This is a genomic window from Rhodococcus sp. Leaf247 (genome assembly GCF_001426185.1).
In the GTDB taxonomy this organism is placed as follows: domain Bacteria; phylum Actinomycetota; class Actinomycetes; order Mycobacteriales; family Mycobacteriaceae; genus Rhodococcoides.
Window position 1 is genome coordinate 925,789 of sequence record NZ_LMRP01000002.1, and the last position, 22,753, is coordinate 948,541.

Annotated in this window: 21 protein-coding genes; 8 read left to right on the forward strand and 13 right to left on the reverse strand. The window is 66.7% G+C overall.

The genetic code is table 11. From position 1 onward, the window contains the following. Positions 1-777 carry an SDR family oxidoreductase gene (locus ASG64_RS13695; protein WP_442970563.1) on the reverse strand — a complete coding sequence of 259 codons (777 nt, stop codon included), beginning with the start codon at positions 775-777 and terminating at the stop codon, positions 1-3. An 88-nt stretch (positions 778-865) separates the two neighbouring features. Here ASG64_RS13695 and ASG64_RS13700 point away from each other — a divergent pair, with 88 nt between their 5' ends. After that, positions 866-1,270, forward strand: coding sequence for a VOC family protein (locus tag ASG64_RS13700; protein ID WP_056074060.1), 405 nt, complete (start codon positions 866-868; stop codon positions 1,268-1,270). Here the strand turns inward: ASG64_RS13700 and ASG64_RS13705 are convergent. Further along, a complete protein-coding gene (locus ASG64_RS13705; protein ID WP_042576214.1) occupies positions 1,267-2,985 on the reverse strand; it encodes a metallophosphoesterase family protein in 1,719 nt (572 codons plus the stop codon). The two genes, ASG64_RS13700 and ASG64_RS13705, sit on opposite strands and share 4 nt — an antisense overlap. A gap of 114 nt (positions 2,986-3,099) precedes the next feature. After that, complete coding sequence (locus ASG64_RS13710) at positions 3,100-3,876, reverse strand: lysophospholipid acyltransferase family protein (protein ID WP_056074061.1); 777 nt, start codon at positions 3,874-3,876, stop codon at positions 3,100-3,102. Between the two features lie 143 nt (positions 3,877-4,019). On the opposite strand from ASG64_RS13710, the gene ASG64_RS13715 reads away from it, so the two are divergent. Continuing rightward, complete coding sequence (locus tag ASG64_RS13715) at positions 4,020-5,408, forward strand: NAD(P)/FAD-dependent oxidoreductase (RefSeq protein ID WP_056074062.1); 1,389 nt, start codon at positions 4,020-4,022, stop codon at positions 5,406-5,408. A 26-nt stretch (positions 5,409-5,434) separates the two neighbouring features. After that, entirely contained in the window at positions 5,435-6,253 is an 819-nt protein-coding gene (locus ASG64_RS13720) for a UbiA family prenyltransferase (protein WP_056074063.1), read from the forward strand. On the opposite strand, the gene ASG64_RS13725 is transcribed toward ASG64_RS13720, so the two are convergent. Then, positions 6,236-6,517: a hypothetical protein gene (locus ASG64_RS13725; RefSeq protein WP_042576363.1), complete on the reverse strand. Its 282-nt coding sequence runs from the start codon at positions 6,515-6,517 to the stop codon at positions 6,236-6,238. The genes ASG64_RS13720 and ASG64_RS13725 overlap by 18 nt on opposite strands. A 96-nt stretch (positions 6,518-6,613) precedes the next feature. Between ASG64_RS13725 and ASG64_RS13730 the strand changes: the two genes are divergently transcribed. Next, on the forward strand, positions 6,614-7,297 hold the full coding sequence (locus tag ASG64_RS13730; RefSeq protein WP_042576218.1) for a dienelactone hydrolase family protein: 684 nt from the start codon (positions 6,614-6,616) through the stop codon (positions 7,295-7,297). A 74-nt stretch (positions 7,298-7,371) separates the two neighbouring features. Further along, positions 7,372-8,301 carry a pirin family protein gene (locus tag ASG64_RS13735; RefSeq protein WP_056074064.1) on the forward strand — a complete coding sequence of 310 codons (930 nt, stop codon included), beginning with the start codon at positions 7,372-7,374 and terminating at the stop codon, positions 8,299-8,301. Here ASG64_RS13735 and ASG64_RS13740 read toward each other — a convergent pair. Both ASG64_RS13740 and ASG64_RS13745 read right to left on the reverse strand, forming a co-directional pair. After that, entirely contained in the window at positions 8,292-9,059 is a 768-nt protein-coding gene (locus ASG64_RS13740; protein WP_056074065.1) for a putative protein N(5)-glutamine methyltransferase, read from the reverse strand. The genes ASG64_RS13735 and ASG64_RS13740 overlap by 10 nt on opposite strands. After that, positions 9,056-10,444, reverse strand: a complete 1,389-nt coding sequence (locus ASG64_RS13745) for a maltokinase N-terminal cap-like domain-containing protein (protein WP_082043256.1) — start codon at positions 10,442-10,444, stop codon at positions 9,056-9,058. The genes ASG64_RS13740 and ASG64_RS13745 overlap by 4 nt, the downstream gene beginning before the upstream one ends. An 84-nt stretch (positions 10,445-10,528) precedes the next feature. On the opposite strand from ASG64_RS13745, the gene ASG64_RS13750 reads away from it, so the two are divergent. Continuing rightward, positions 10,529-12,496 carry a M13 family metallopeptidase gene (locus ASG64_RS13750; RefSeq protein ID WP_056074066.1) on the forward strand — a complete coding sequence of 656 codons (1,968 nt, stop codon included), beginning with the start codon at positions 10,529-10,531 and terminating at the stop codon, positions 12,494-12,496. 1 nt (position 12,497) lies between these two features. Here ASG64_RS13750 and ASG64_RS13755 read toward each other — a convergent pair whose 3' ends face one another. The 5 genes from ASG64_RS13755 to ASG64_RS13775 all read right to left on the reverse strand — a co-directional run bounded on the left by ASG64_RS13755 (position 12,498) and on the right by ASG64_RS13775 (position 17,773). After that, the gene (locus ASG64_RS13755) at positions 12,498-13,580 is read right to left on the reverse strand and encodes an ABC transporter ATP-binding protein (protein ID WP_056074067.1); all 1,083 of its coding nucleotides are present in this window, start codon (positions 13,578-13,580) and stop codon (positions 12,498-12,500) included. 19 nt (positions 13,581-13,599) lie between these two features. Further along, positions 13,600-14,922, reverse strand: coding sequence for an ABC transporter substrate-binding protein (locus ASG64_RS13760; RefSeq protein ID WP_042576365.1), 1,323 nt, complete (start codon positions 14,920-14,922; stop codon positions 13,600-13,602). Positions 14,923-14,947: 25 nt separating this feature from the next. After that, a complete protein-coding gene (locus tag ASG64_RS13765) occupies positions 14,948-15,820 on the reverse strand; it encodes a carbohydrate ABC transporter permease (RefSeq protein WP_442971151.1) in 873 nt (290 codons plus the stop codon). A gap of 14 nt (positions 15,821-15,834) precedes the next feature. Then, complete coding sequence (locus tag ASG64_RS13770; RefSeq protein ID WP_156388403.1) at positions 15,835-16,749, reverse strand: carbohydrate ABC transporter permease; 915 nt, start codon at positions 16,747-16,749, stop codon at positions 15,835-15,837. A gap of 109 nt (positions 16,750-16,858) precedes the next feature. Further along, a complete protein-coding gene (locus ASG64_RS13775) occupies positions 16,859-17,773 on the reverse strand; it encodes a L,D-transpeptidase (protein ID WP_056074070.1) in 915 nt (304 codons plus the stop codon). Between the two features lie 157 nt (positions 17,774-17,930). Here ASG64_RS13775 and ASG64_RS13780 point away from each other — a divergent pair, with 157 nt between their 5' ends. Further along, a complete protein-coding gene (locus ASG64_RS13780) occupies positions 17,931-19,256 on the forward strand; it encodes an EAL domain-containing protein (protein ID WP_235579592.1) in 1,326 nt (441 codons plus the stop codon). Between the two features lie 6 nt (positions 19,257-19,262). Here the strand turns inward: ASG64_RS13780 and ASG64_RS13785 are convergent. Next, a partial coding sequence (locus tag ASG64_RS13785) for an HNH endonuclease signature motif containing protein (protein ID WP_235579683.1) occupies positions 19,263-20,354 on the reverse strand: 1,092 nt, incomplete at its 5' end. 700 nt (positions 20,355-21,054) lie between these two features. Next, positions 21,055-22,065, reverse strand: a complete 1,011-nt coding sequence (locus tag ASG64_RS13790; RefSeq protein ID WP_042576228.1) for a zinc-binding metallopeptidase family protein — start codon at positions 22,063-22,065, stop codon at positions 21,055-21,057. Positions 22,066-22,177: 112 nt separating this feature from the next. Between ASG64_RS13790 and ASG64_RS13795 the strand changes: the two genes are divergently transcribed. Then, on the forward strand, positions 22,178-22,738 hold the full coding sequence (locus tag ASG64_RS13795; protein WP_042576367.1) for a Dps family protein: 561 nt from the start codon (positions 22,178-22,180) through the stop codon (positions 22,736-22,738). Positions 22,739-22,753: the final 15 nt, after the last annotated feature.

Consider the following 22,753-nt stretch of genomic DNA (forward strand, 5'->3'; position numbering starts at 1 on the left):
TCAGTCCTTGGGACCGCCGGCGACGTAGACGACCTGGCCGGAGACGAACCCGGCACCCTCGCTGCAGAAGAACGACGCGGTGTGAGCGATGTCCTCGGGCTGACCGATCCGGTTGACCGGGATCTGCGACGCGGCACCCTTCTTGAAGTCCTCGAACGGCACGCCGACGCGCTCCGCGGTGGCCGCGGTCATCTCGGTCTCGATGAAACCGGGCGCGATGGCGTTGACGGTGACGTTGTAGCGACCCAGTTCGATGGCGAGTGTCTTGGTGAAGCCCTGCATGCCGGCCTTCGCCGCCGCGTAGTTGGCCTGTCCGCGGTTACCCAGCGCGGATGTCGACGACAGGTTGACGATGCGTCCCCACTTGGCCTCGACCTGGTGCTTCTGCACCTCGCGGGACATCAGGAACGAGCCGCGCAGGTGCACGCCGAGAACGGCGTCCCAGTCGTCGACCGACATCTTGAACAGAAGGTTGTCGCGCAGGATGCCGGCGTTGTTCACCAGCACGGTGGGGGCGCCGAAGTCCGTGGCGATGCGCTCGACGGCGGACTTCACCGACTCCTCGTCCGCGACGTTCGCGCCGATGCCGATGGCCTGACCGCCCGCGGCGGTGATGGCGTCGACCGTTCCGGCACAGGCTGCCTCGTCGAGATCGACGACGGCCACACCGAATCCGTCCGACGCGAGACGGCGGGCGATGGCGGCGCCGATTCCTCGCGCACTTCCCGTGACGATTGCTGTCTTGACCTGCTCGCTCACGACTACCCTCTTTCTCATCTCGGCCCCGAAAACCCCGCGGCTCTCACTCTTTCTATCAAGTCACAGGAGTCGGCGGACCACCCCCGCTCGAGAAAGAGGCTCGACCATGACCACTCGGCTCAACCCGTACCTGTCGTTCCGTGATTCCGCGAAGGACGCCATGGAGTTCTACCGAACCGTGTTCGGCGGCAAGCTCACCGTCTCGACGTTCGGCGAGTCCGGCATGCCCGTCGAGGACTCCGAGCAGAACAACGTCATGCACTCGCAGCTCGAGACACCGAGCGGCTTCACCCTGATGGGTGCCGACACCCCACTGTCGATGGACGTCAGCGTCAACGGCACGGTCTCGCTCAGCGGCGACGACGAGGCCGAGCTCCGCGGCTACTGGGATGCGCTCGCCGAGGGCAGTACCCCTGGCGTGCCGCTCGAGAAGGCGCCGTGGGGCGACTACTTCGGCATGCTGACCGACAGGTTCGGTATCGCGTGGATGGTGAACATCGCCGGCAGCTAGCTGCCGAAGGCGAGCGGCAGGTCCCGTCGGAACGTCACCTCGTCGAATTCGCGTCCGTACTCGTCGACGGCGGCGATGCGCAGTCGGCTGGGCGTGATGCCGGGAACGCCCGGCGTCATGTCCGCGCGGACGAACGAGTAGTTGCGGAAACGCACGCGTGACCACGTCAGGGACTCGGGAACCTTGGTCCCGTCGGCAGCGACGACATAGCTGTTGGGCACCGACGTGTCCGCGACCTCGTGCCCGCGGTAGCTCTCCGGCTCACCGTCCTGGAATCCGTAGCGCGGACGGCCGCCGCCGCCCACGGTGTAGTACACGGTGCCGTCGGAGACGGAGCTGACCTCGGAGCGGTCGCCCGCGACCCGCGTGGGCGACCCGCCGCGGATCGGGTCGGACCGCTCGAACACGTGGTTGTGCGCCTGCAGCACCACATCGACGTGATAGCGGTCGAAGAGCCCCGCCCAGGCGTTACGGACACCGCCGTCGCTCGCGTGGTCCTTGGTCGTCGAGTACGCGCAGTGGTGGAAGAAGCACACGATGAAGTCGACGGCCGGATCGGCTCGGTAGCGCGCCAGGGTCGACTCCACCCAGCCCGTCTGACGTCCGCCGCTGTACCCGGTGTTCGCGCGGATCTCGTTCGACACGTCGTTGGCGTCGAGCGACAGCACGGCGACGTTGCCGTGGACGAACGAGTAGACCGACGGGCAGCCGGCGGGACCGTTGTCGGGTTGATCCAATCGTGCTGCGTGCCCGCCGTATCCGTTCGACCCGTACAGCGCCTCCATGTCGTGGTTTCCGGTCGCGAAGAGCCAGGGCGTGGACGCCGCGCTCGGCTCGATCGCCGCGAGGTAGCCGTCCCAGACGTACGGGTTGAACTTGTCGAAGACCTTGTCGACGGTGCCGCCGCTGGGTACGAAGCGGGGAGTGCGGCCCTGTCCCGACGGGTCCGCGTAGGCGATGTCGCCCGCGAGGATGTGGAAGTCGGGCCGCGATGCCGCGATCTGGCGCACGATGTTCGCGGCGTGCTTGGCCGACGGCTCGTTGTCGGGCTTGTAGTACAGATCGTCGTAGTCGCCGGGCTTCAGGCCGGGAGGCTGCGTCGGCGTCTCGTCGACGCCTTGATCTCCCATCATCGTGAATCGGAACGGTGCGAGCCGTCCGGGCGGCAGAGCCGGTGCGGCACTGCGGACGTCGCTGACGTAGCCGTCTGCGGTGCGCCACCGGTAGTAGTGCGGAAGACGAGGTGTGAGGCCGTCCACCGGAACGTGCACGTAGAACTGCTCGGCTGCCAGGATGCCGCCGTCGGATCGCGGCACCTGGCTCACCAGGTTGCGCACCTCGGCCGACGTCGTCGCGCCGAGCGCCGGGGTCGGACCGTGGTCCAGGAACACCCCGGTGAGTCCGGGATTGCGGGAGAGCTGCGCCGAGAATCGCAGCTGCGTCGCGGCGTCGGAGCCGAAGGAGAGGTGCCGTCCGCCCACGGTCAGCGGCGCGTCCTGCGCGTAGGCGACGCGGTTCCATCCGGGGTTTCCCACCCCGGCGGCTGCAGCGACGGCGGCAGCGCCCACGAGGAAGTTGCGTCGGGACACCCGATGGCGACGGAGATTGCTCAGGTGCCAGTCGTGCTGCTCGGCCATCGATGCCTGTGCCGCGATGTGGGCGGGAACCCCCGTGTCGACGATCTCCCCGGCCGGGTTGCGTGCGCTCTCCACCATGTCATCGACGCTGCTCCCGTCACCTCGACGTCAGGAACACGACGAATGGACACCGGATTGACCGTCGGTGAACAACGTTGCAGTACAGAACAATCCGGTCGAGTCGGACACCGATCAGTATTGACGAACGGACAGCTCCACGGCGACCTGGAGGTACTCGGCGACGGTCCGTGAGATGGACACCGGCTTGTCCGGCAGGTCGATCTCCGGGACGTCGATGTGCACGCTCGCCGAGCGGTACTTGCCGGGCGGAGGGCCGTAGTGCAGACCCATCACGACCAGCTTCGGCTCGACACCACGGGCTCTGGCCCTGGCGATGATGTGCCCGACTCCGCTGCCGACGTGCTGCAGTACGGCAGGGTCACCGTCGTTGCACGTGCCTTCGGGGAAGATCGCGAGATCGTCACCACGGCTGAGCCTCTCGGCGCACAGATCCATCATCTGGCTACCGGCCCGGGATACGGCCCGCAGTCCGTGATCGCGGCTGCGGAACACCGGGATGCCGCCCATCATCTCGATCCGGCGACGCTGCGACGTCCGCTCGGCAATGACGCGTTTACGTCCCGTCGGCTCCGTCTCGACGAACAACTCGTCCTTCGCCAGTACCCGCGTGCGACCGATCACGGGCCGCAGTGCACTGGACCACGCTGCGGCCGCCACGGTGTACGGGTCGGTCTCGCTCACGTGGTTGACGGCGATGATCAGCCGCGTGTCGTCGTAGATCAGGCTTCGCAGTCGCTCCCGCGCTCCGTCGCCGTATCGCACCCGCGGACGGAAGCGTCCGGCCAGCGCACCGTAGGCCAGTCTCGCCACCCGTCGATTCTGCTGATGGTCGCGGTAGTAGTCGTAGACGGCGTCGGCGTTCTCGAGAGTGACCACGGGTCGATCCATGCTCGAATCGTAGGCGTTCGTGCTGTTCCACCAGTTTGTTCTGACAAATCGAGCGCGGCGTGTATGGTCTGGGTCACAGGCGACAAACCCCGTCGTCGGCGGACCCGCAGGTCGGCCACTTGTAGCGAGAGGAACGGGTACTGGTGACCACCAACACTGCCCCGCACCGCGTCGTCGTCGTCGGCTCCGGATTCGGTGGGCTGTTCGCGGCGAAGGCCCTTCGACGTTCCGATGTCGACGTCACACTCGTGGCGCGGACGGATCACCATCTGTTCCAGCCGCTGCTCTACCAGGTGGCCACCGGCATCCTCTCCGAGGGCGAGATCGCCCCGTCGACCCGGTTGATCCTCAAGGACCAGAGCAACGCGGCAGTCGTCCTCGGCGACGTCACCGACGTCGATCTGGAAGCTCGCACGCTCGTCTCCGTCCACCGGGGCCGCGTCACCGTGACCCCGTACGACAGTCTCGTCGTCGCCGCGGGTGCCGGGCAGTCCTACTTCGGCAACGACCACTTCGCGGAGTTCGCTCCCGGCATGAAGACGTTGGACGATGCTCTCGAGCTCCGCAGTCGCATCATGAGCGCGTTCGACGCCGCCGAGCTGACCAGCGATCCCGAGGAGCGCGCACGTCTGCTGACGTTCGTGGTCGTCGGAGCCGGACCTACCGGCGTCGAGATGGCGGGACAGATCGCCGAACTCTCCCGTCGCACCCTCGCCGGCACGTTCCGCACGATCGACAGCCGCGACGCACGCGTCATTCTCCTCGACGCTGCCCCGAAGGTGTTGCCGCCCTTCGCCGATTCGTTGGGCGAGAACGCTCGACGACGGCTCGAGAAGGTCGGCGTCGACGTCCAGCTGGGCGCCTCCGTGACGGATGTGGATGCCGACGGACTGTCCGTCCGCGACAGCGACGGCACCGAGCGCCGCATCGAAGCCACGTGCAAGGTGTGGTCCGCGGGCGTCTCGGCCAGCCCCCTCGCCGCGATGCTGGCGCAGAAGTCGGGCGCCGAGGTCGATCGTGCCGGCCGCGTGCTCGTGGAGGCCGACCTGACTCTGCCCGGACATCCCGAAGTCTTCGTCGTGGGCGACATGATGGCGCGCGACAAGCTCCCCGGCGTCGCCCAGGTGGCCATCCAGGGCGGACGGTATGCGGCTCGGACCATCACCGCCGAGGTGAAGGCAGACGCGAAGGGGGCGCCGCGCCCCGAGCGTTCGGCGTTCCGGTACCGCGACAAGGGCAGCATGGCCACCGTGACGCGGTTCTCGGCCGTCGCCCAGGTCGGTCCCGTGAAGATCACCGGCTTCCTGGCGTGGGTGATGTGGCTGGCCGTACACCTCGTCTACATCGTCGGCTTCAAGAGCCGTCTGACCACGGTGTTCAACTGGGCGTGGACGTTTTTGGGACGTGCGCGCACCCAGCTGACCGTCACACACCAGCAGATGCAGGCACGCACCGCGTTCGGTCGGCTGACCGTGCTGGAGGACGCTCGACGACACCGCACCGCCGAGCTCGAGGACGCCCGCGCAAGTTGAGTGCCCGAAACGGGTACAAGCCGGAGATGGGTCGTCTCTCTGCACTGATCGTCGCCTCGCATCCGGGTCCCGGTGCTTCGGTGACGGTGTTCGTCGGCCTCCTGGCACTGAGCCTCGGGCCGCCGTCGCCGGGTCTGTTCCTCGCGATACTGGTCGCCGTTCTCAGCGGACAGTTGATCGTCGGGTGGACCAACGACCTCATCGACGCACCGCGGGACTCGGCGTCGGGTCGCGTCGACAAGCCGGTGGCGCAGGGCGTCGTGGCGACGACCGCCGTCCGCCGATGCGTGGCCGTTTCCGGAATCGTCTGTGTTGCGTTCTCACTGCTGCTCGGGGTGGTCCCCGGCATCGTCCACCTGGTGGTGGGCGTGGGGTCGGCGATCGCCTACAACATGGGTCTCAAGTCGACTCCGGTGTCGTGGCTGCCGTACACGGTGGCGTTCGGCTCGGTTCCCGTCGTCGTCGGGCTGGCGGTGTCCGACGCGATGCCGCCGGCCTGGATGGTGGCGGTCGGCGCGCTGCTGGGTTTCGGCGCCCATCTGGTGAACGTTCTTCCCGACATCGCCGACGACACCGCCACGGGTGTCCGCGGGCTGGCTCATCGGTTGCCCGAGCGCGCGGTCGCACCCCTCGCCGCTGCGGTTCTGCTGGTGGCGTCGGTCGTCGGGCTTTGGGGAAGCGGGATCTTCGCACGAGGAGGCGCCCATGCGGCGATCGGAACGGTCGCGCTGATTCTCGTCCTGGGTCTGGCCGCCGTGGCGACGACGGGGCACGGCCGCACCCCGTTCCGCGCGGCGATCATGATCGCCGGCGTGGACGTGTTGGTGCTACTGCTTCCCCGTTGATTTCTCGGAGTTCTCGGTCTCCAGTTCCGCCGTGTCGCGGAAGACCAGGCATCCGTTGTCCAGAGCGACGGCCCACCGGTGCGCGACGGCCCAGTCGCGGTTCACCGATGCCGGCTCCACGTAGGCCGCGAAGTCCTCGACGATCACCCCGCCCTCGAGAGGCCAGGTCTCACGATCTCCCGAGCGGTCCACGGAATGCCGTGTCCGCACCCTCGATCCCACCGAGATCTCCGACGTCTCCGTCTTCTTCAGTGTCGATGTCATGACCGCCTCCTGCGCGTGATCCCCCGGCAGCCCGGTATTCCCCGTCACGCATGTTTCACACATCTCTCCCTCATGCAGTCGTGATGTAGTGGAACCATGGCAATCACTTTCACCACTCGCGTCCCCGAAGGTCCGATCCGTGGCGGCGTCGTCGTCATCCAGGAAGCGTTCGGGGTCACCGACCACATCGCCGAGGTGTGCGGTCGTTTCGCCTCGGCAGGGTGGGTCGCGGTCGCTCCCCACCTCTTCCACCGCACCGGTGACGCCGTCCTGGCGTACGACGACATGCCGACGGCGATGAACCTGATCGGACAGCTGAAGGCCGAGGAGATCGATCAGGACGTCGACGCGGCGATCGACGAGCTCGCCGGCTACGGGTTCGGTCCGAGCGGGTGCGCGATCGTCGGATTCTGTATGGGCGGGACCGTCGCGTACGAGACGGCGGTGCGCAGGCCCCTCGGCGGCGCGGCGACGTTCTACGGCGGCGGAATCCGTGAAGGCCGCTTCGGATATCCGGCTCTCCTCGACGGAGCAACTTCGCTCCGTACGCCGTGGCACGGCTTCTTCGGCGATCTCGACACCGGCATCCCGGTGGACGACGTCGACGCGCTGAACGCCGCGATCGCCGATGCACCGGTGGACACCCGGATCGCGCGATACCCCGATGCGGAGCACGGTTTCCACTGCAACGACCGCCCCGCCGTCTACAACGAGCGCGCCGCCCACGACGCCTGGTCGCGGACCCTCGACTGGTTCGACGAGCATGTCGAGGCCGTGTAGGGAATGAACGAGGGGGGAGGCAGGTTGAGCGGACCAAGTAGTTGATCCGTCAACTTTCTCCCCTGGAGGTTCCGATGCCCGCAGTGACCGTCGACAACGTTCTCGCTCTCCCCCGCATCCCGTCGTTCGAACCGGGATCGGTGGACAGGCCGGTCCGGTCCGTCACCACCGCTCCCACCGGATACGAGGGTGAGGGCTTCCCGGTGCGGCGCGCCTTCGCAGGCATCGATATGAAGTACCTGGACCCGTTCATCCACATGGATCAGATGGGCGAGGTGAACTACGCGCCCGGCGAGCCCAAGGGAACGCCGTGGCATCCGCACCGCGGCTTCGAGACCGTCACCTACATGATCGACGGGATCATGGACCACCAGGACTCGCACGGCGGCGGCGGCTCCATCACCGGCGGCGACACCCAGTGGATGACGGCCGGAGCAGGCATCCTGCACATCGAGGCACCGCCGGAGCATCTCGTGGTGTCGGGCGGGATGTTCCACGGAGTCCAGCTGTGGGTCAATCTCCCGCGCAGCAACAAGATGGCAGCGCCTCGCTACCAGGACATCACGGGAGGGCAGGTCGCTCTGCTGTCGAGCCCCGACGGTGGCGCACTCGTGCGGATCATCGCCGGTGAGATCGCCGGGCACCAGGGACCCGGGTCGACGTACACCCCCATCACGCTCTCCCACGTCACGGTGGCACCGGGCGCCTCGGTCACGGTGCCGTGGAATCCCGCGTACAACGCGATGGCCTACGTCCTGGCGGGAGCAGGCACGGTCGGGGCCGAACGGCGTCCCGTGCGCAAGGGCCAGATGACCGTGTACGGATCGGGAGATTCGCTGACGTTCTCGTCCGCCGACGGTTCCGAGCCGTTGGAGATGTTCGTCCTCGGCGGCGAACCCATCCGCGAGCCCGTCGCGATGGCCGGACCGTTCGTCATGAACACGAAAGCCGAAGTGATGCAGGCCTTCGACGACTACCAGTCCGGTCGCTTCGGTCAGCCCTGACCGGCTGTCCCGATCACGATCGTGGCGTCACGCTCGTCGTCGTGTAGCACCCGAGGGGTCAGACCGGCGGCGAGCATGATTGCCGAGGCGGTATCCGCCTGCGCGACAGATGTTTCCACGATCAGTGAGCCCCCCGGCGCCAGCCAGTCGGGAGCCTCCGCCGCGAGTCGACGTTGGATGTCCAGCCCGTCCGGGCCACCGTCGAGCGTGACGCGGGGTTCGTGATCGCGCGCCTCGGGCGGCATCGTGTCGATGGCGTCCGTCGGTACGTAGGGCGTGTTCGCCGTGACGACGGTGACTGCACCGCGGAGATGACCGGGCACTCCTGAGAAGCCGTCGCCCTCGGACACCGTGCGTCCCGGCAGGTTCCGTCGCGCACACTCCACGGCGGCCGGGTCGATGTCGGAGGCGAACACCGTCACCGAGGGCCTCGCGTGGGCGACGGCGGCCGCGACCGCGCCCGATCCGCAACACAGATCGAGCAGGACGCCGTCGTCGCCCACCCTGTCGAGTGCAGCGTCGACCATGGCCTCGGTTCGTCTGCGGGGCACGAAGATTCCGCGGCTGACCCGGATCCTCAATCCGTGGAACTCGGCCCACCCCACGATGTACTCGAGCGGTTCACCGTCGACACGCCGTGTGATCCATGCCGACAACGTCTCCTCGTCCGGCGCCTCGTCGGTCAACAATCGCGCCTCGTCCTCGGCGAACACGCACCCGGCCGACCGTAGTACGGCGACCGTCCGGGACAGCGTCACTCGGAGACGAGCCGCGCGACGGCGTGCATCGGGATCGACAGCCAGGTCGGGCGGTTCCGGGCCTCGTACACCGCTTCGTACACGGCCTTGTCCAGTTCGTACGCCCGCAGCAACGCCCACGAGGACCGCGGGTCGTTCCCCGACACCTCGGTGTAGCCGTCGCAGAACGCGGACACGTTGCGCTCCACCCATTCTCGCGCCACCGGTTCGAGACGCTCCCGCTCCTGCGCATCCTCTATCTCCACGATGCGACTCATCGCGGCGTAGTCGAACGAGCGGATCATGCCCGCGACGTCGCGGAGTGGACTGTCGGGTGTCCGACGCTCCTCGAACGACTTCGACGGCTCGCCCTCGAAGTCGATCAGGACCCAGCGTTCCGGTGTCCGCAGAACTTGACCGAGGTGCAGGTCGCCGTGAATGCGTTGGGTATCGATCCCGCCCGCGCCGGCCGCCTCCTCGATCAGGGCCTGGATGCGTGGCAGGTGGTCCTCGAGTTCGGCCACCACCGGAAGAGCGGACTGCACGCGGGCGGAGATGTCGGCGGTGGTGTCCGGAGCGGGTGCGAGGGACGTGCCGAGCACCCTGGCCAGATCGGCGTGCACCGACGCGACGGCCTTGCCCAGCTCGCGCGCTTCCGCCGTGAAGTCGGACGCGGCGACGTCGCCGGTGGCGAGGACGTCCTGGACGGTGGCCTGCGCGGTCGTCCAGCCCTCGGTCGACCCTGCGACGAAGTCCTGCGCCATCGCCAACGTCGTCTCGGAGTGTTCGATGTCCGCTTCCATCCATCCGCGTAGCGGCGCGACGTTCTCGCAACCCGCCTGCCCCAGGGCCCGGTGGAGCTCCACATCCGGATTGATGCCGACGGTCACCCGGCGGAAGATCTTGAGCAAGTAGTGGTCGCCCAGGATGACCGACGTGTTCGACTGTTCCGCTCCGAGCACGCGACCGCGCAGACCTGTCTGCAGATCACTTCCCGGCATCGCGAGGAACCGGACGTCGCCCGTGCCGCCGGTGGCCAACAGATCCGAGTAGACCGAGATGGCATCGGGATCACGCAGTGCGTCGAACACGATCGCGCCCGGGGCGCGCGTGATCACCCACGGGTCGAGGTCCTCGGACACGGACGAGCGGATTCCGAGAGGGATCTGGAAGATCTGCGACTCCGCGCCGTCGAGGTCCACCTTCGCGAGAAGATGCTCGACGGTCAGCTCCGCGGTGGTGGCGAGCGTCTCGCGTGTGAGCACACGGACGGCGGTGACGGTGTGCCCCTTGGCCGAGAACCACCGCTGGTCCGGCAGCCAGGCGACGAGAGCGCTGGTCAACGCGTCGTCGTCGAGAGGCGGCGGGGCGACGGGCTCGTCGATGCTGTGCTCTTCGGTGGACATGAGTACCGGATACCCCGAATTCTCTCGTCGACAACTTCTCGCGGCCGAAACCCACCCTATGTGCCCCGGTGTAAGGATGGAGACATGACAACCGCCGCAGACCGGTCCCCCCGATCCGGGCTCGACCTCTCGTTCGTCGATGCCTCGACCCGCGCACAGGACGACCTCTTCGAGCACGTCAACGGACGGTGGCTCGCCGAGTACGACATTCCCGCCGACCGCGCCGTCGACGGTGCCTTCCGCACCCTGTACGACCGCGCCGAGGAGCACGTGCGCGACATCATCCAGGTCGCTGCCGAATCCGACCCGGCCGCCGGCACCGACGCCGCCAAGATCGGTGACCTCTACAGCAGCTTCATGAACGCCGACGTCATCGAGGCGGCGGGAACGACACCCATCGCGGACGAACTGTCCGCGGTCGCCGACGCTGCCGACTCCGCAGCACTGGCGCGGGTTCTCGGATCGTTGCAGCGGACGGGCGTCGGCGGCGCCGTCGCGCACTACGTCGACACCGATTCCAAGCAGTCGGACCGCTACGTCATGCACGTCTCGCAGTCAGGTCTGGGACTGCCGGACGAGTCGTACTATCGCGAGGACGAGCACGCGGAGATCCGCACGAAGTACCTCGCGCACATCGAGAAGATGTTCAGCCTCGCCGGCGTCGGCTTCTCCGCGGCCACCGTGCTGGATCTCGAGACCGCGATCGCGGCCGGCCACTGGGACGTGGTCAAGCGACGCGACGCCGACCTGACGTACAACCTGACGACGTTGCCTGCACTGACGTCCGACGCTGCGGGCTTCGACTGGGAATCCTGGATCGACGGCCTCGGCGCAGAAGGACACTTCGACGAGATCGTGGTGCGGCAACCGGACTTCCTGACAACGTTCGCCGGCCTGTGGTCGGAGCGCAGCCTCGACGAGTGGAGGGCCTGGGCGACCTGGCGGATCCTCCATTCACGGGCGCCCTACCTGACATCCGACATCGTCGACGAGAACTTCTACTTCTACGGCCGCACCCTCACCGGCACCGAGAGCAACCGCGAGCGGTGGAAGCGCGGCGTCTCCCTCGTCCAGGACCTCATGGGCGAGGCCGTCGGAAAGCTGTACGTGGACCAGCACTTCCCGGCCGACTCACGGGCACGGATGCAGGAACTGGTTGCCAATCTGGTGGAGGCCTACCGCCGCAACATCACCGACCTCGAATGGATGAGTCCCCAGACGCGTACCGCCGCGTTGACTAAGCTTGACAAGTTCACGCCCAAGATCGGCTACCCGGACACGTGGCGCGACTACTCGACGCTCGAGATCGACGCCGCCGACGTGGTGGGCAACTACCGCCGCGGATACGAGGCCGAGTACCAGCGTGACCTGGACAAACTCGGCGGCCCGGTCGACCGCGGCGAGTGGTTCATGACGCCGCAGACCGTCAACGCCTACTACAACCCCGGCATGAACGAGATCGTCTTCCCCGCAGCGATTCTGCAGCCGCCGTTCTTCGATCCCGAGGCGGACGACGCAGCCAACTACGGCGGCATCGGCGCGGTCATCGGTCACGAGATCGGCCACGGATTCGACGACCAGGGCGCCAAGTACGACGGCGACGGCAACCTGGTCGACTGGTGGACCGACAGCGACCGTACCGAATTCGGCAAGCGCACCACCGCGTTGATCGAGCAGTACGACGAGTTCGAGCCGAAAGCCCTTCCCGGCCATCATGTCAACGGCAAGTTCACCATCGGCGAGAACATCGGCGACCTCGGCGGACTGTCCATCGCCGTCGAGGCCTACAAGATCTCGCGGGGCGGAGCTGACGCCCCCGAGATCGACGGCCTCACCGGCTTGCAACGGGTCTTCTTCGGCTGGGCGCAGGTGTGGCGCACGAAGGCGCGCGACGCCGAGGCGCTGCGCCGTCTGTCGATCGACCCGCACTCCCCGCCCGAGTTCCGGTGCAACGGTGTCGTGCGGAACCTGGACAGTTTCCACGAGGCGTTCGACGTGACGGAGAACGACGCTCTGTACCTCGATCCGGATGCGCGCGTGCGCATCTGGTGATCTAGCGCAGGCGTAGGCCGGACTCGGGATCGAAGAAGAACAGCTCGCCCGAGTCCGGCCTCACCCGCAGGCGTTCGCCCGCACCGACCACGACACGTCGATCCACTCGCACCACCACGCGTCCGCCGCGCGCCGTCCATCCGGCGTCGGCCGGTCCTACCGAGTAGGCGAAGGACTCCGCGCCGAGTTCCTCGACCAGCTCGGTCGTCAACTCCAGGGCACCGGTGTCGGACTCGCCCACCAGTTCCCAGGATTCCGGACGGACACCGACGACGATCTTCCCCGTGTGTGCGGACGGCACCGGCACGCGGGCTCCGCCCAGGACGGCATGGCCGTCCACGACGTCGGCCTCGATCAGATTCATCGCCGGCGAGCCGATGAACGAGGCGACGAAGTCGTTGACCGGATTCGCGTACAGCTCACGCGGACTCGCAACCTGTTGCAGCAGTCCGCCTTTCAGAACAGCGACCCGGTCTCCCATCGTCATGGCCTCCACCTGATCGTGGGTGACGTAGACGGTGGTGGTACCCAGACGCCGCTGCAGCGAGGCGATCTGCGACCGGGTGCTGACACGCAGCTTCGCGTCCAGGTTCGACAGCGGCTCGTCCATGCAGAACACCTCGGGACGACGCACGATGGCGCGCCCCATGGCCACACGCTGGCGCTGACCACCCGACAACTTGCCGGGACGCCGGCCGAGGAGCGGCTCGAGCTCGAGCATCCGAGCCGCCTCCTCGACGCGGACTGCGGTGTCCGCCTTCGACATTCCCGCGTTGCGCAGTGCGAAGCCCATGTTCTCGGCCACCGTCATGTTGGGATACAGCGCGTAGTTCTGGAACACCATCGCCACGTCGCGCTCCTTCGGCGCCAGGCCGCTGACGTCCTTGCCGCCGATCTCGATGCGACCGCTCTCGATCGCCTCGAGCCCGGCCAGCATGCGCAGGCTGGTCGACTTCCCGCACCCGGACGGACCGACGAGCACGAGGAACTCGCCGTCCGCGATCTCGAGATCGAGCGCGTCCACCGAGGGTGTCGGGGCACCCGGGTAGCGGTGAGTGGTCCGAGCGAAATTTACCGAAGCCATGGCGTGAGGTGATCCACTTCTACTTGGGCAGCTTGGGGGTGATCTGCCGGTCGATGATCTGCTGCAACTGGTCCTGCACTCCGGCGAACGTCGTGGCGACGTCGGCGTTCTGCAGGGCGATCTGCTCGAGACCCGCACCGATGATCTGGTCCCCGCCGGGAACGAAGACGCGGGCGTAATCCTGCGAGCGCGTCCGAGCGAGCTGGTCGACGGCGGTGCGCGACCGCGGGTTCTTCTCCAGGAACGCGACCTCACTGGGATCGGTCGCAGCGGACTTACGCACAGGCATGTAGCCGACGTTCTGCGAGAAGTACGCCGTGTTCTCCGCGTTGGTGACGAACTCGATGAACTTGAGCGCGTTGATCTTCCGCTCGTCCGGGATGTTGGCCGGGATAGCCAGACCGGCTCCACCGGTCGGGCAGCCGGGGGTACCCGCCTCGGCGGGGAGGAAGGCGGTGCCGAAGTCGAACTTGGAGTCCTGCGTGATACCCGAGAGGTCGCCGGTGGAGGCGATGGTCGACCCCAGCAGGCCCGCCGAGAAGTCGTTGGCGATGTCGTTCGAGACGGCCGCGTACTTCTTCGTGTGGATCATGTCCTTGAGGAAGTTGCCGGCAGCGATGGTGCGCTCGTCGGTGAACTTCAGGTCGAACTGGTCCGAGTAGCTTCCGCCGAACGTCCAGATCGGCCCCTCGAAGGTCCACCCGAGGTAGTCCTCGGCGTTGCCCCATCCGTGGGCGAGCTTGCCGGATCCGATGGCGCGCTGGATCTCCGGGCCCCACTGGTCGAACTCCTGCCAGGTGGCGGGTCCGCGGTCGGGCAGTCCTGCGGCCGTCCACACCTCGCGGTTGTAGTAGAACAGCGGGGTGGAGCGGGCGTACGGGAGTGCCCAGGTCTTGTCGTTCCAGTTGTAGTCCGCCACCAGGGAATCGACATAGTCGGTGGTGGAGACACCTGCCTGGGAGAACAGATCGTCGAGCGGCGAGATCGCGCCCAGCAGAGCGAAGTTGAACCACCAGACGTCCGACAGCAGCACGACGTCGGGCAGCGAACCGCCGGACAGTGCCGCGTTGAACTTCTGCGCGATCTCCTCGTAGTTCTTTCCGCCGTCGATCATCTGCACGGTCAGGTCCGGATTGGCTGCCTGGAACCGTGAGATGAGTTCGTTCTCGACGTCCTTCGAGCTGCCGGGATGCGACGACCAGAAGGTGATGGTGTTGGCGTCGCCTCCGCCGGAGGACGACGACCCGCTCGTCGAACTCGTACCGGCGCAGGCGGTGAGAGCGGCGCCCGCGGCGACGGCACCGGACAGTCCGAGGAATCCGCGGCGAGAGAATGGCTGCATCATGTGCTCCTTGTTCATAGGTTGGTCAGCCCTTGACGGCGCCGGAAGTGAGGCCCTTGATCATGTGACGCTGGAGAGCCAGGAAGACGATCAGAATGGGGAGCATCGTCAGGACGGTGCCGGCCATGACGGGACCCCAGTTGGTCACACCGTCGTTGTTCTGCAACTGGGTGAGACCCACCGGCAGCGGCGCCACGGACGAGTCGTCCGACATCAGGAACGGCCACAGGTACTCGTTCCACTCGTTGACCACGGTGATGGTGGCGAAGGCGACCATCGTCGGGCCGGACAGCGGAAGAACGACACGGAACAGCAGTCGCACCGGTCCGGCTGCGTCCATCCGGGCGGCCTCGATGATCTCCTGCGGTATCGACAGGAAGTGGTTGCGCATCAGGAAGGTGCCGAACGCGACGCCCGCCAGCGGCACGATGATTCCCTGAAAGGTGTTGCGCCACCCTAGCTGTGCGACCAACGCGTAGTTCGAGATGACGGTGATCTGGTTCGGCACCATCAGCGCGGCGATGATGACCAGGAAGACGATGGTCTTGCCGGGGAAACGGAGGAAGACCAGGCCGTAGGCGCTCAGGACCCCGAGCGTGAACTTCACGACCGCGAGGATGCTCGTGATGATCAGCGAGTTCTTCAGGAACGTGAAGAACGGGACCGTCGACGTCGCGTCGTCGTAGTTCTCCGGTCGGAACACCGACGGCCACCACACGGACGGCTGGACGTAGATCTCGCCGCGCTCCTTGAACGAGGTGATCAGAATCCAGAACAGCGGAAGCCCGATGATGACGATGACGACCACCATCGCGGCATAGCCGAACAGCGTCGACAGCCTGCGGCGACGGGCGGCGTCCCGCGCGGGACGGGCGTCGTCGGTGGCGGTGTCGGGCATCCTGTCGATCACGCTCATCGCGCGTCACCTCTATCCATGACCCGCACCTGAAGCACGGTGATGACGAGCAGAACAAGGAACATGATGGTGGCGACAGTCGCGCCGTACCCGGCGCGGAAGTTGCGGAACGATTCTTCGTAGACCTGGTAGACCATCGTCGTCGTGCCGGTGCCCAGCGGTCCGCCTCGTGTCATCACGTTGATGATGTCGAAGACCTGGAGCGAGTTCAGCATGACGGTGATGGACAGGAAGAACGTGGTCGGACGCAGCTGAGGAAGCGTCACCTTGTGGAACGTCGTCCATCTACTCGCACCGTCGATCTGCGCCGCCTCGGTCAGATCCTGGCGAAGCCCCTGCAGGGCAGCCAGATAGATGACGAAGGCGTAGCCGAGGTTTTTCCACAGATACGTCACCGTGATCATGAACAGGGCCCAGCCGGGGCTCTGGTAGAAATCCGGGACCTCGCCGAAGCCGATCCGACGCATGATGTCCTGGATCAGGCCGAAGTTCGGGTCGAAGACGAACTGGAACGCGACGCCGATGGCCGCGCCGGAGATGACGAACGGAGCGAACACCGCCGACCGGACGATGTTGCGACCGCGTAGCTTCCGGTCCAGGAGCATCGCCAGGACCAGCCCCAGCAGCATGCTGCCGGCCACCGCGGCGATGGTGAAGATGACGGTGTTCGACACGATCTGCCACGTGTCGCTGCGGCCCCACCATTCCCGATAATTGGCGGTTCCGATGAACGTCGACGTCGGCGAGGAGATGTTCCAGTCGAAGAACGACAGCCTGATGTTGTCCAGCAGCGGGCGGTAGGTGAAGACGCCCAGCAGGATCAGATTGGGACCGACCAGCACCAGGAACAGTGCATAGTCACGCCACGGTCGACGAAGGAAAGACCGTTGCGCCGGTGGAAGTTCCGGCAGCGTCCGTTGAACTACAGGCCGACTTGCTCTCACCGATGGGACATTAGCGTAGGTAAAGCGAACGAATGGTGAACATGGACCGATCAGAATCGGTCCGAGATGTGATGGTTCAGAGTTGCCAGTCGCCCAGACCGTCGCGGCCGTTCAGAATGCCGCCGTTCGTGTTCTGCACGATCACGGGGTCACCCTTCTGCGCCGTCTCGAAGAACCACTTCGCGTCCTCCGTGCTGACGTTGAGGCAGCCGTGGCTGACGTTCTCGACGCCCTGACTGTCCACCGACCACGGCGCCGCGTGCACGAAGATGCCGCTGTTGGACATCCTGGTCGCGTACTCGACGTAGGTGCGGTAACCCTCGGGCGCATCCACCGGGACTCCGTACGTGGACGAGTCCATGTACATGTCGCGGAAGCGCTCACCGACGATGTAGGTGCCGTTCGGCGTCTCGTGCCCGACCTTGCCCATCGAGGTGGGCATCGTCTTCACGACTGCACCGTTGCGGGTGACGGTGATCGTCTTGGTGTTGTCGTCGGCCGTGGTGATGATCGCGTCGCCGACGGTGAAGGTCGACGAGGCATCGCCTGCGTTCACGGTCACGGTCGTGTTCGACGGCCAGAACGCGTCCGGACGCCAGCGGACCTGGCTGTCGGAGAACCAGTAGAAGCGGCCGGGGACGTCACCGGCGGACGTGGTCACGTCGATGGCGCGCTCGGCGACGGCGCGATCACCGATCGCCGAGTCGAACCGGATGATGATCGGCTGCGCGACACCCACGACCTCGCCTGCCGACGGGTCCAGGGCGGGAGCCGAGAAGTTGGCGGGCGCCCGGGGCGCTTCGATCGGCGCGGTGGGCACACCCGGCGCCGGAGCGGTCACACCGGGGATGGGCGGGAGAGAGATGTCCGGGCCGCCGGGCCACAGCGGTGCAGCTCCTGCCGGCGCAGCGACGCCGAGTGCGACGGCTGCAGCCACCACAGCGCCTGCTGCGGAACGAGTGAGGAAACGAGTCGAACGTCGAGCACCCATGCTTGTGAACCATCCCTAGCGGAGTCGCTGAACCTGATCGCACCGCAATTAACACACACCAGCGGTTGACATGGCTAATCGGGTATTGTGGCCGGACGAAGCAGGACTCCTGTCAAACCACGGCGGCGGTCGAGTGGCATGTGCGTACAGACGACGCGTGCGACGTGACGAAAGGATCGATGCCGTGGTGGTCGAAAATCGGACCGGCGATGTGAATTCCCGCCGCGCAAGCCCCGTGTTGTTCTCCGACGGCCGCGACGGTGGAGCCCTGAGCGATCTGCTCGGCCCCGGCAGCCTGCACACGTCGTTCCAACGCATCATCGACCTGCAGACCGACGCCATCGTCGGCTACGAGGCAGTCGTATGCGGCCCCGAGGGTTCGTCGTTCCAGGACCCCGCGACCCTCGCCGCGACGGCGAAGTCGATGGGAATGACACCCGACCTCGATGCTGCTCGCTGGAACGGTGCACTCAGCGAAGCCGCACGCGCCGACCTCCCTCGCGGACTTCCCCTCTTCATCGCCGTCGATCCCGATTCTCTCGTCGATTTGCCCAACCTGCGCGATCACGACATGGGCGGCGCAGTACTGCAGTTCGACGAGACTGCTCTCATCCGCAGGCCCGCCCACCTCATGCGCGTCGTCGCCGAGGTCCGACGCCTCGGCTGGGCCATCGCCGTCGATCATGTCGGCGTTCGCCCGGAGTCCCTCGCATTGCTTCCTCTGCTCGAGCCGGACGTCATCAAGCTGGACCGGACCCTGCTCTCGACGCGTCCCAATCGCTTCAGTGCTCGTGTGGTCAACGCCGTGGCAGCCCAGGTGGAACGTACGGGCGCGGTCGTGATGGCCGAAGGCATCGACACCCCCCGCGCTGCGCTCACCGCGCAGGCCATGGGTGCGCGGGTCGGGGAAGGCTCGCTGTACGGGTCGACGACCGACCTCACCATCGACGCCCCCGTCGGCTCGCCGCTCGAGTTCCAGATCGCTCGCGATCGCGGATTCACGCCCATGTCGACGCCGTACAACCTCGCAGCAGGCGGACGCGATGTCCGGCGCGCGAGCAAGCGTCTGCTGATCGAGATCAGCAAGAACCTCGAGGCCATGGCCACGGACAGCCAGCAGACCGCACTCATGCTCGGCGCGTTCCAGCACGTGGATCACTTCACGCCGATCACCGGTCGGCGCTGGGAGTTGATGGCCATGAACGCCACTCTCGTCGGCGCCCTCGCCGAGAACATCGGCACGGAACCGGCGCCCAAGATCCGCGGGGCGAACCTGGCCGCGTCGGATGCGCTGCGGGAGGAATGGGACGTGGTGGTGCTGACGCCGCACTTCTCGGCCGTTCTGGCAGCACGGGACCTCGGCGATACCGGACCGGACATGGAGCGTCGTTACGACTACGTCCTCTCCCACGACACGACGTTGACGGTCGAGTGCGCCCGTTCCCTCATCGCTCGCCTACCCCCGGAGCGTTCAGGAAACTGACGTCCGTCACTCGCCGGGTGCGGTGAGGTAGTCGTTGCCGTGTGAGTCGCGGATGTGGACGACGCCGTCCCGCAGCATGCGGTAGCGCCACTGCCGGCGGGTTTTCAGTCCGTGGTGCCGGCGACACAGGGGTTCGAGGTTGCCGGTGACGGTCCAGCCGCCCTTCTGTGGGTCGGTGTGGTCGAACGGGACGACGTGGTCGAGGTCGCAGTCCTCACTCGGCACCGCACACCCCGGGTGCACGCACGTCGAATACAGCGCAGTCACCACCGCCGCGACCGCCTCCGACGGCCGGTATGCCAGTGCCCCGTCCGGGGGCACGACGAAACCACCGTGGCCGTCGGGGTTCTCGACGGCACGGTCCAACGCTGACGGTGAGAGGGTGCGGAGGTACTCGACCTGCTCCCTCACCTTCCTGGCTTTCGTGCTTCCCAGTTTCCCCGTGGTCGGGGTCCAGCCCGGCGGCATGTGGCGGGTGCGGCGAACTTCCCGGCCGTCGACCGGAACCGGTGGATCGGGTTCCGGGTCGGGTGGATGATGTTCGAATTCCGCGCCGCGGGCTGCGGTGATCAATGCTTGCCACGTCGCATCCTCTGCGATCGTGCGGGCCACATCTGCCGGGACCGGTCCCCAGCCGACGAGGTGACCGGGTTCCCCCCCCAACCCCGCCGCCGTCGCAGCATCGAGAACGATGACGGCATGGTTGGCGGGTGCGCCCGATACAGCTCCGGTCAGAATTGCGTGCGCGGCGTCGAACAGTCGCGCCGGCAGCGACGTCGGATCGGTCACTCCCCGTGCAGCAGCGACGATGTTCCGCCACATCGCCGCGACCTTCTCCGCCGGACCACGAATTATCAGCTCCGCCTGACCGCGCGGGAGTTTCCGCACGGTCGCCGCCCGCTCCAGCGCCGCACGCTCCCGGACGATCCGGTGCCACTCGGCGTCGAAGTCGGCGAGGATCCGGTCGATCGCCGACGTGACCGCACCCGGGGTGCAGCGGGATGCGGCAGCGATCACCCGCTGCAGCAGCGCTTCGGTGGCGTTCGGAACCCCGGCAAGTGATCGGCAGACCGTGCGGAACGCTGTGTACGCCAACCANGCGTCGAAGTCGGCGAGGATCCGGTCGATCGCCGACGTGACCGCACCCGGGGTGCAGCGGGATGCGGCAGCGATCACCCGCTGCAGCAGCGCTTCGGTCGCGTTCGGAACCCCGGCAAGTGATCGGCAGACCGTGCGGAACGCTGTGTACGCCAACCGGCCCGCATCGAAGGCTTCCTGCACCGCCGGACGGGCGGTACGAATCAGGAACAGCCACTCGGTGACAGTCCCGGTGGACACCGACAGCGCCGACGCGACCTCCGCCACCGCGCACGCTTCGGCGGCATCGGCGTCGAACACCCCACCGGGCCCGAGCACCGCGGGACGCCGCGATCCCTCGTGGATGTAGGAGCACGACGCGGCGACGGTGCGGGCGAACGAGGCTTGGGCGTCGACCTTCGCCGACACCAGCACGTCGACGGAAACTGTTGTGTCGTACACGAATTCACCCCCCGGTGATGCCCGATCAGGTCGCCCCCCGACGACCTGACCACACAGTAACTCACACCACCGACAGAAACTCGAACGCATGTTCGAAACGACGACACCCAGCCTTCGCGCGGACGTTCCACGCTCCCGCTGATGCTGCAACTCCTCCGGGAACATGGAGTGTCAGCGGGAGCGCCTACCGGCAGGCTCCGACCCGGAACTGTCAGGCGTCAGCGTGGGATCGCCGCACCGTCCACAACGTGCCTGACCTCTATACCTCGTCCGGAACGATCACGTTGTGGACGAAGCGCATCTTCTCCAGGACCTTGGCGGGCAGGACGAAGGGGTACAGATCCTGATGCCCCATCGACCGGTTCAACTGGTTCAGCGACCAGGTGAGCGGCAGCCACCAGTCGATGATGCGCGCGAATCCGACGTCGCCGGCCAGCGGTGCGTCGAAGGTCGATCCCGCGGGAGCGAATGCGTAGGCCGCGGCCGTGTCGAGCGTGTCGCGGATGTGCAGGTAGTGCGCGAACGTCTCCGCCCAGTCCTCCGCGGGGTGCATCGTGGCGTAGGAGGAGACGTAGTTCTTCTTCCAGCCCTCCGGCGCACCCTCGCTGTAGTGACGGTCGAGCGCGGCTTTGTAGTCGTCGTCCGGGTTGCCGAACAGCTCCTCGAAGCGGGCGCGGTGCTCGCCGTCACCGATCAGCACCATCTGATAGAAGTGGCCGATCTCGTGGCGGAAGTGTCCGACGAGGGTGCGGTACGGCTCGTCCATCGACACACGGAGCTGCTCGCGATGGACGTCGTCGCTCTCGGCGAGGTCGAGCGTGATGAGCCCGTTCGCATGACCGGTGATGACGTTCCGGTTCGCGCTGGAGAGCAGATCGAAGGCCAGACCGCCCTCCGGATTCTCGTCCCGGCCGATGATGGGCAGGTGCAGCTCGTCCAGCTCGAGGACCACCCGACGCTTGGCGGTCTCGGCGGAGGCGAACTCCGCGATGGCCTCGATGTCGGTGTCCGCCGGGCGCGTGCGCGTCAACGAGCACGACAGACACAGTGTCGCGCCGTCGCTGGAGTCGACGAGCCAGTTGCACTGCGCTCGCTTGATGTTGGCGCAGCGCCGCCAGACGTCACCGTCGACGGTGACGGACAGGTCCTCGTCCAGGACCATCATGCTGCGACTGGGGAGGTGGAATCCGAGTCGGCTGTCGCAACTGAGGCAGATCGAATTCTCGAACGACAGCTGTTGGCCGCACTTACGGCAGAAGAAAACACGCATGACTAGTCAGAACACCCTTCTCGGACAAACCCTTCGAACCGAAGCCTACGCAGCCCGGGTGACACCTCTCACCAGTGTTTGAACGGCGGGGCCGATGGGCAATCAGTCCGACATGACTGACACGACGCAGAAGGCGGCCTCGTACACCGTTCCCGGCATGAGCACCTCGGACGGCGCAAACGTCGCCGCGGTTCTCCAGGATCGATTGAATGCGCTCAACGACCTGCACCTGACGCTCAAGCACGTTCATTGGAACGTCGTCGGACCCAACTTCATCTCGGTCCACGAGATGCTGGACCCCCAGGTCGAGGCCGTTCGCGGCTTCGCCGATGACGTCGCGGAGCGCATCGCGACGCTCGGCTCGTCCGCTCTGGGAACGCCCGGAACGATCGTTTCCCAGCGCAAGTGGGACGACTACAGCATCGGTCGCGCACTGGCCATCGAGCACCTCGGCGCTCTGGACCTGGTCTACACCGGCGTGATCTCGGACTACCGCGCCGCGATCGAAGAGGTCGGCAAGGTCGATCCCGTCACCGAGGATCTGCTCATCGGGCACAGCGGCCAGCTCGAGCTGTTCCACTGGTTCGTGCGCGCGCACCTCGAGAACTCCGGCGGACAGCTCTCCACCGCGGATGCAACTTCGGAGAAGCAAGCAGCACGCGACGCGGGCTAGTCACCCGTCACATCT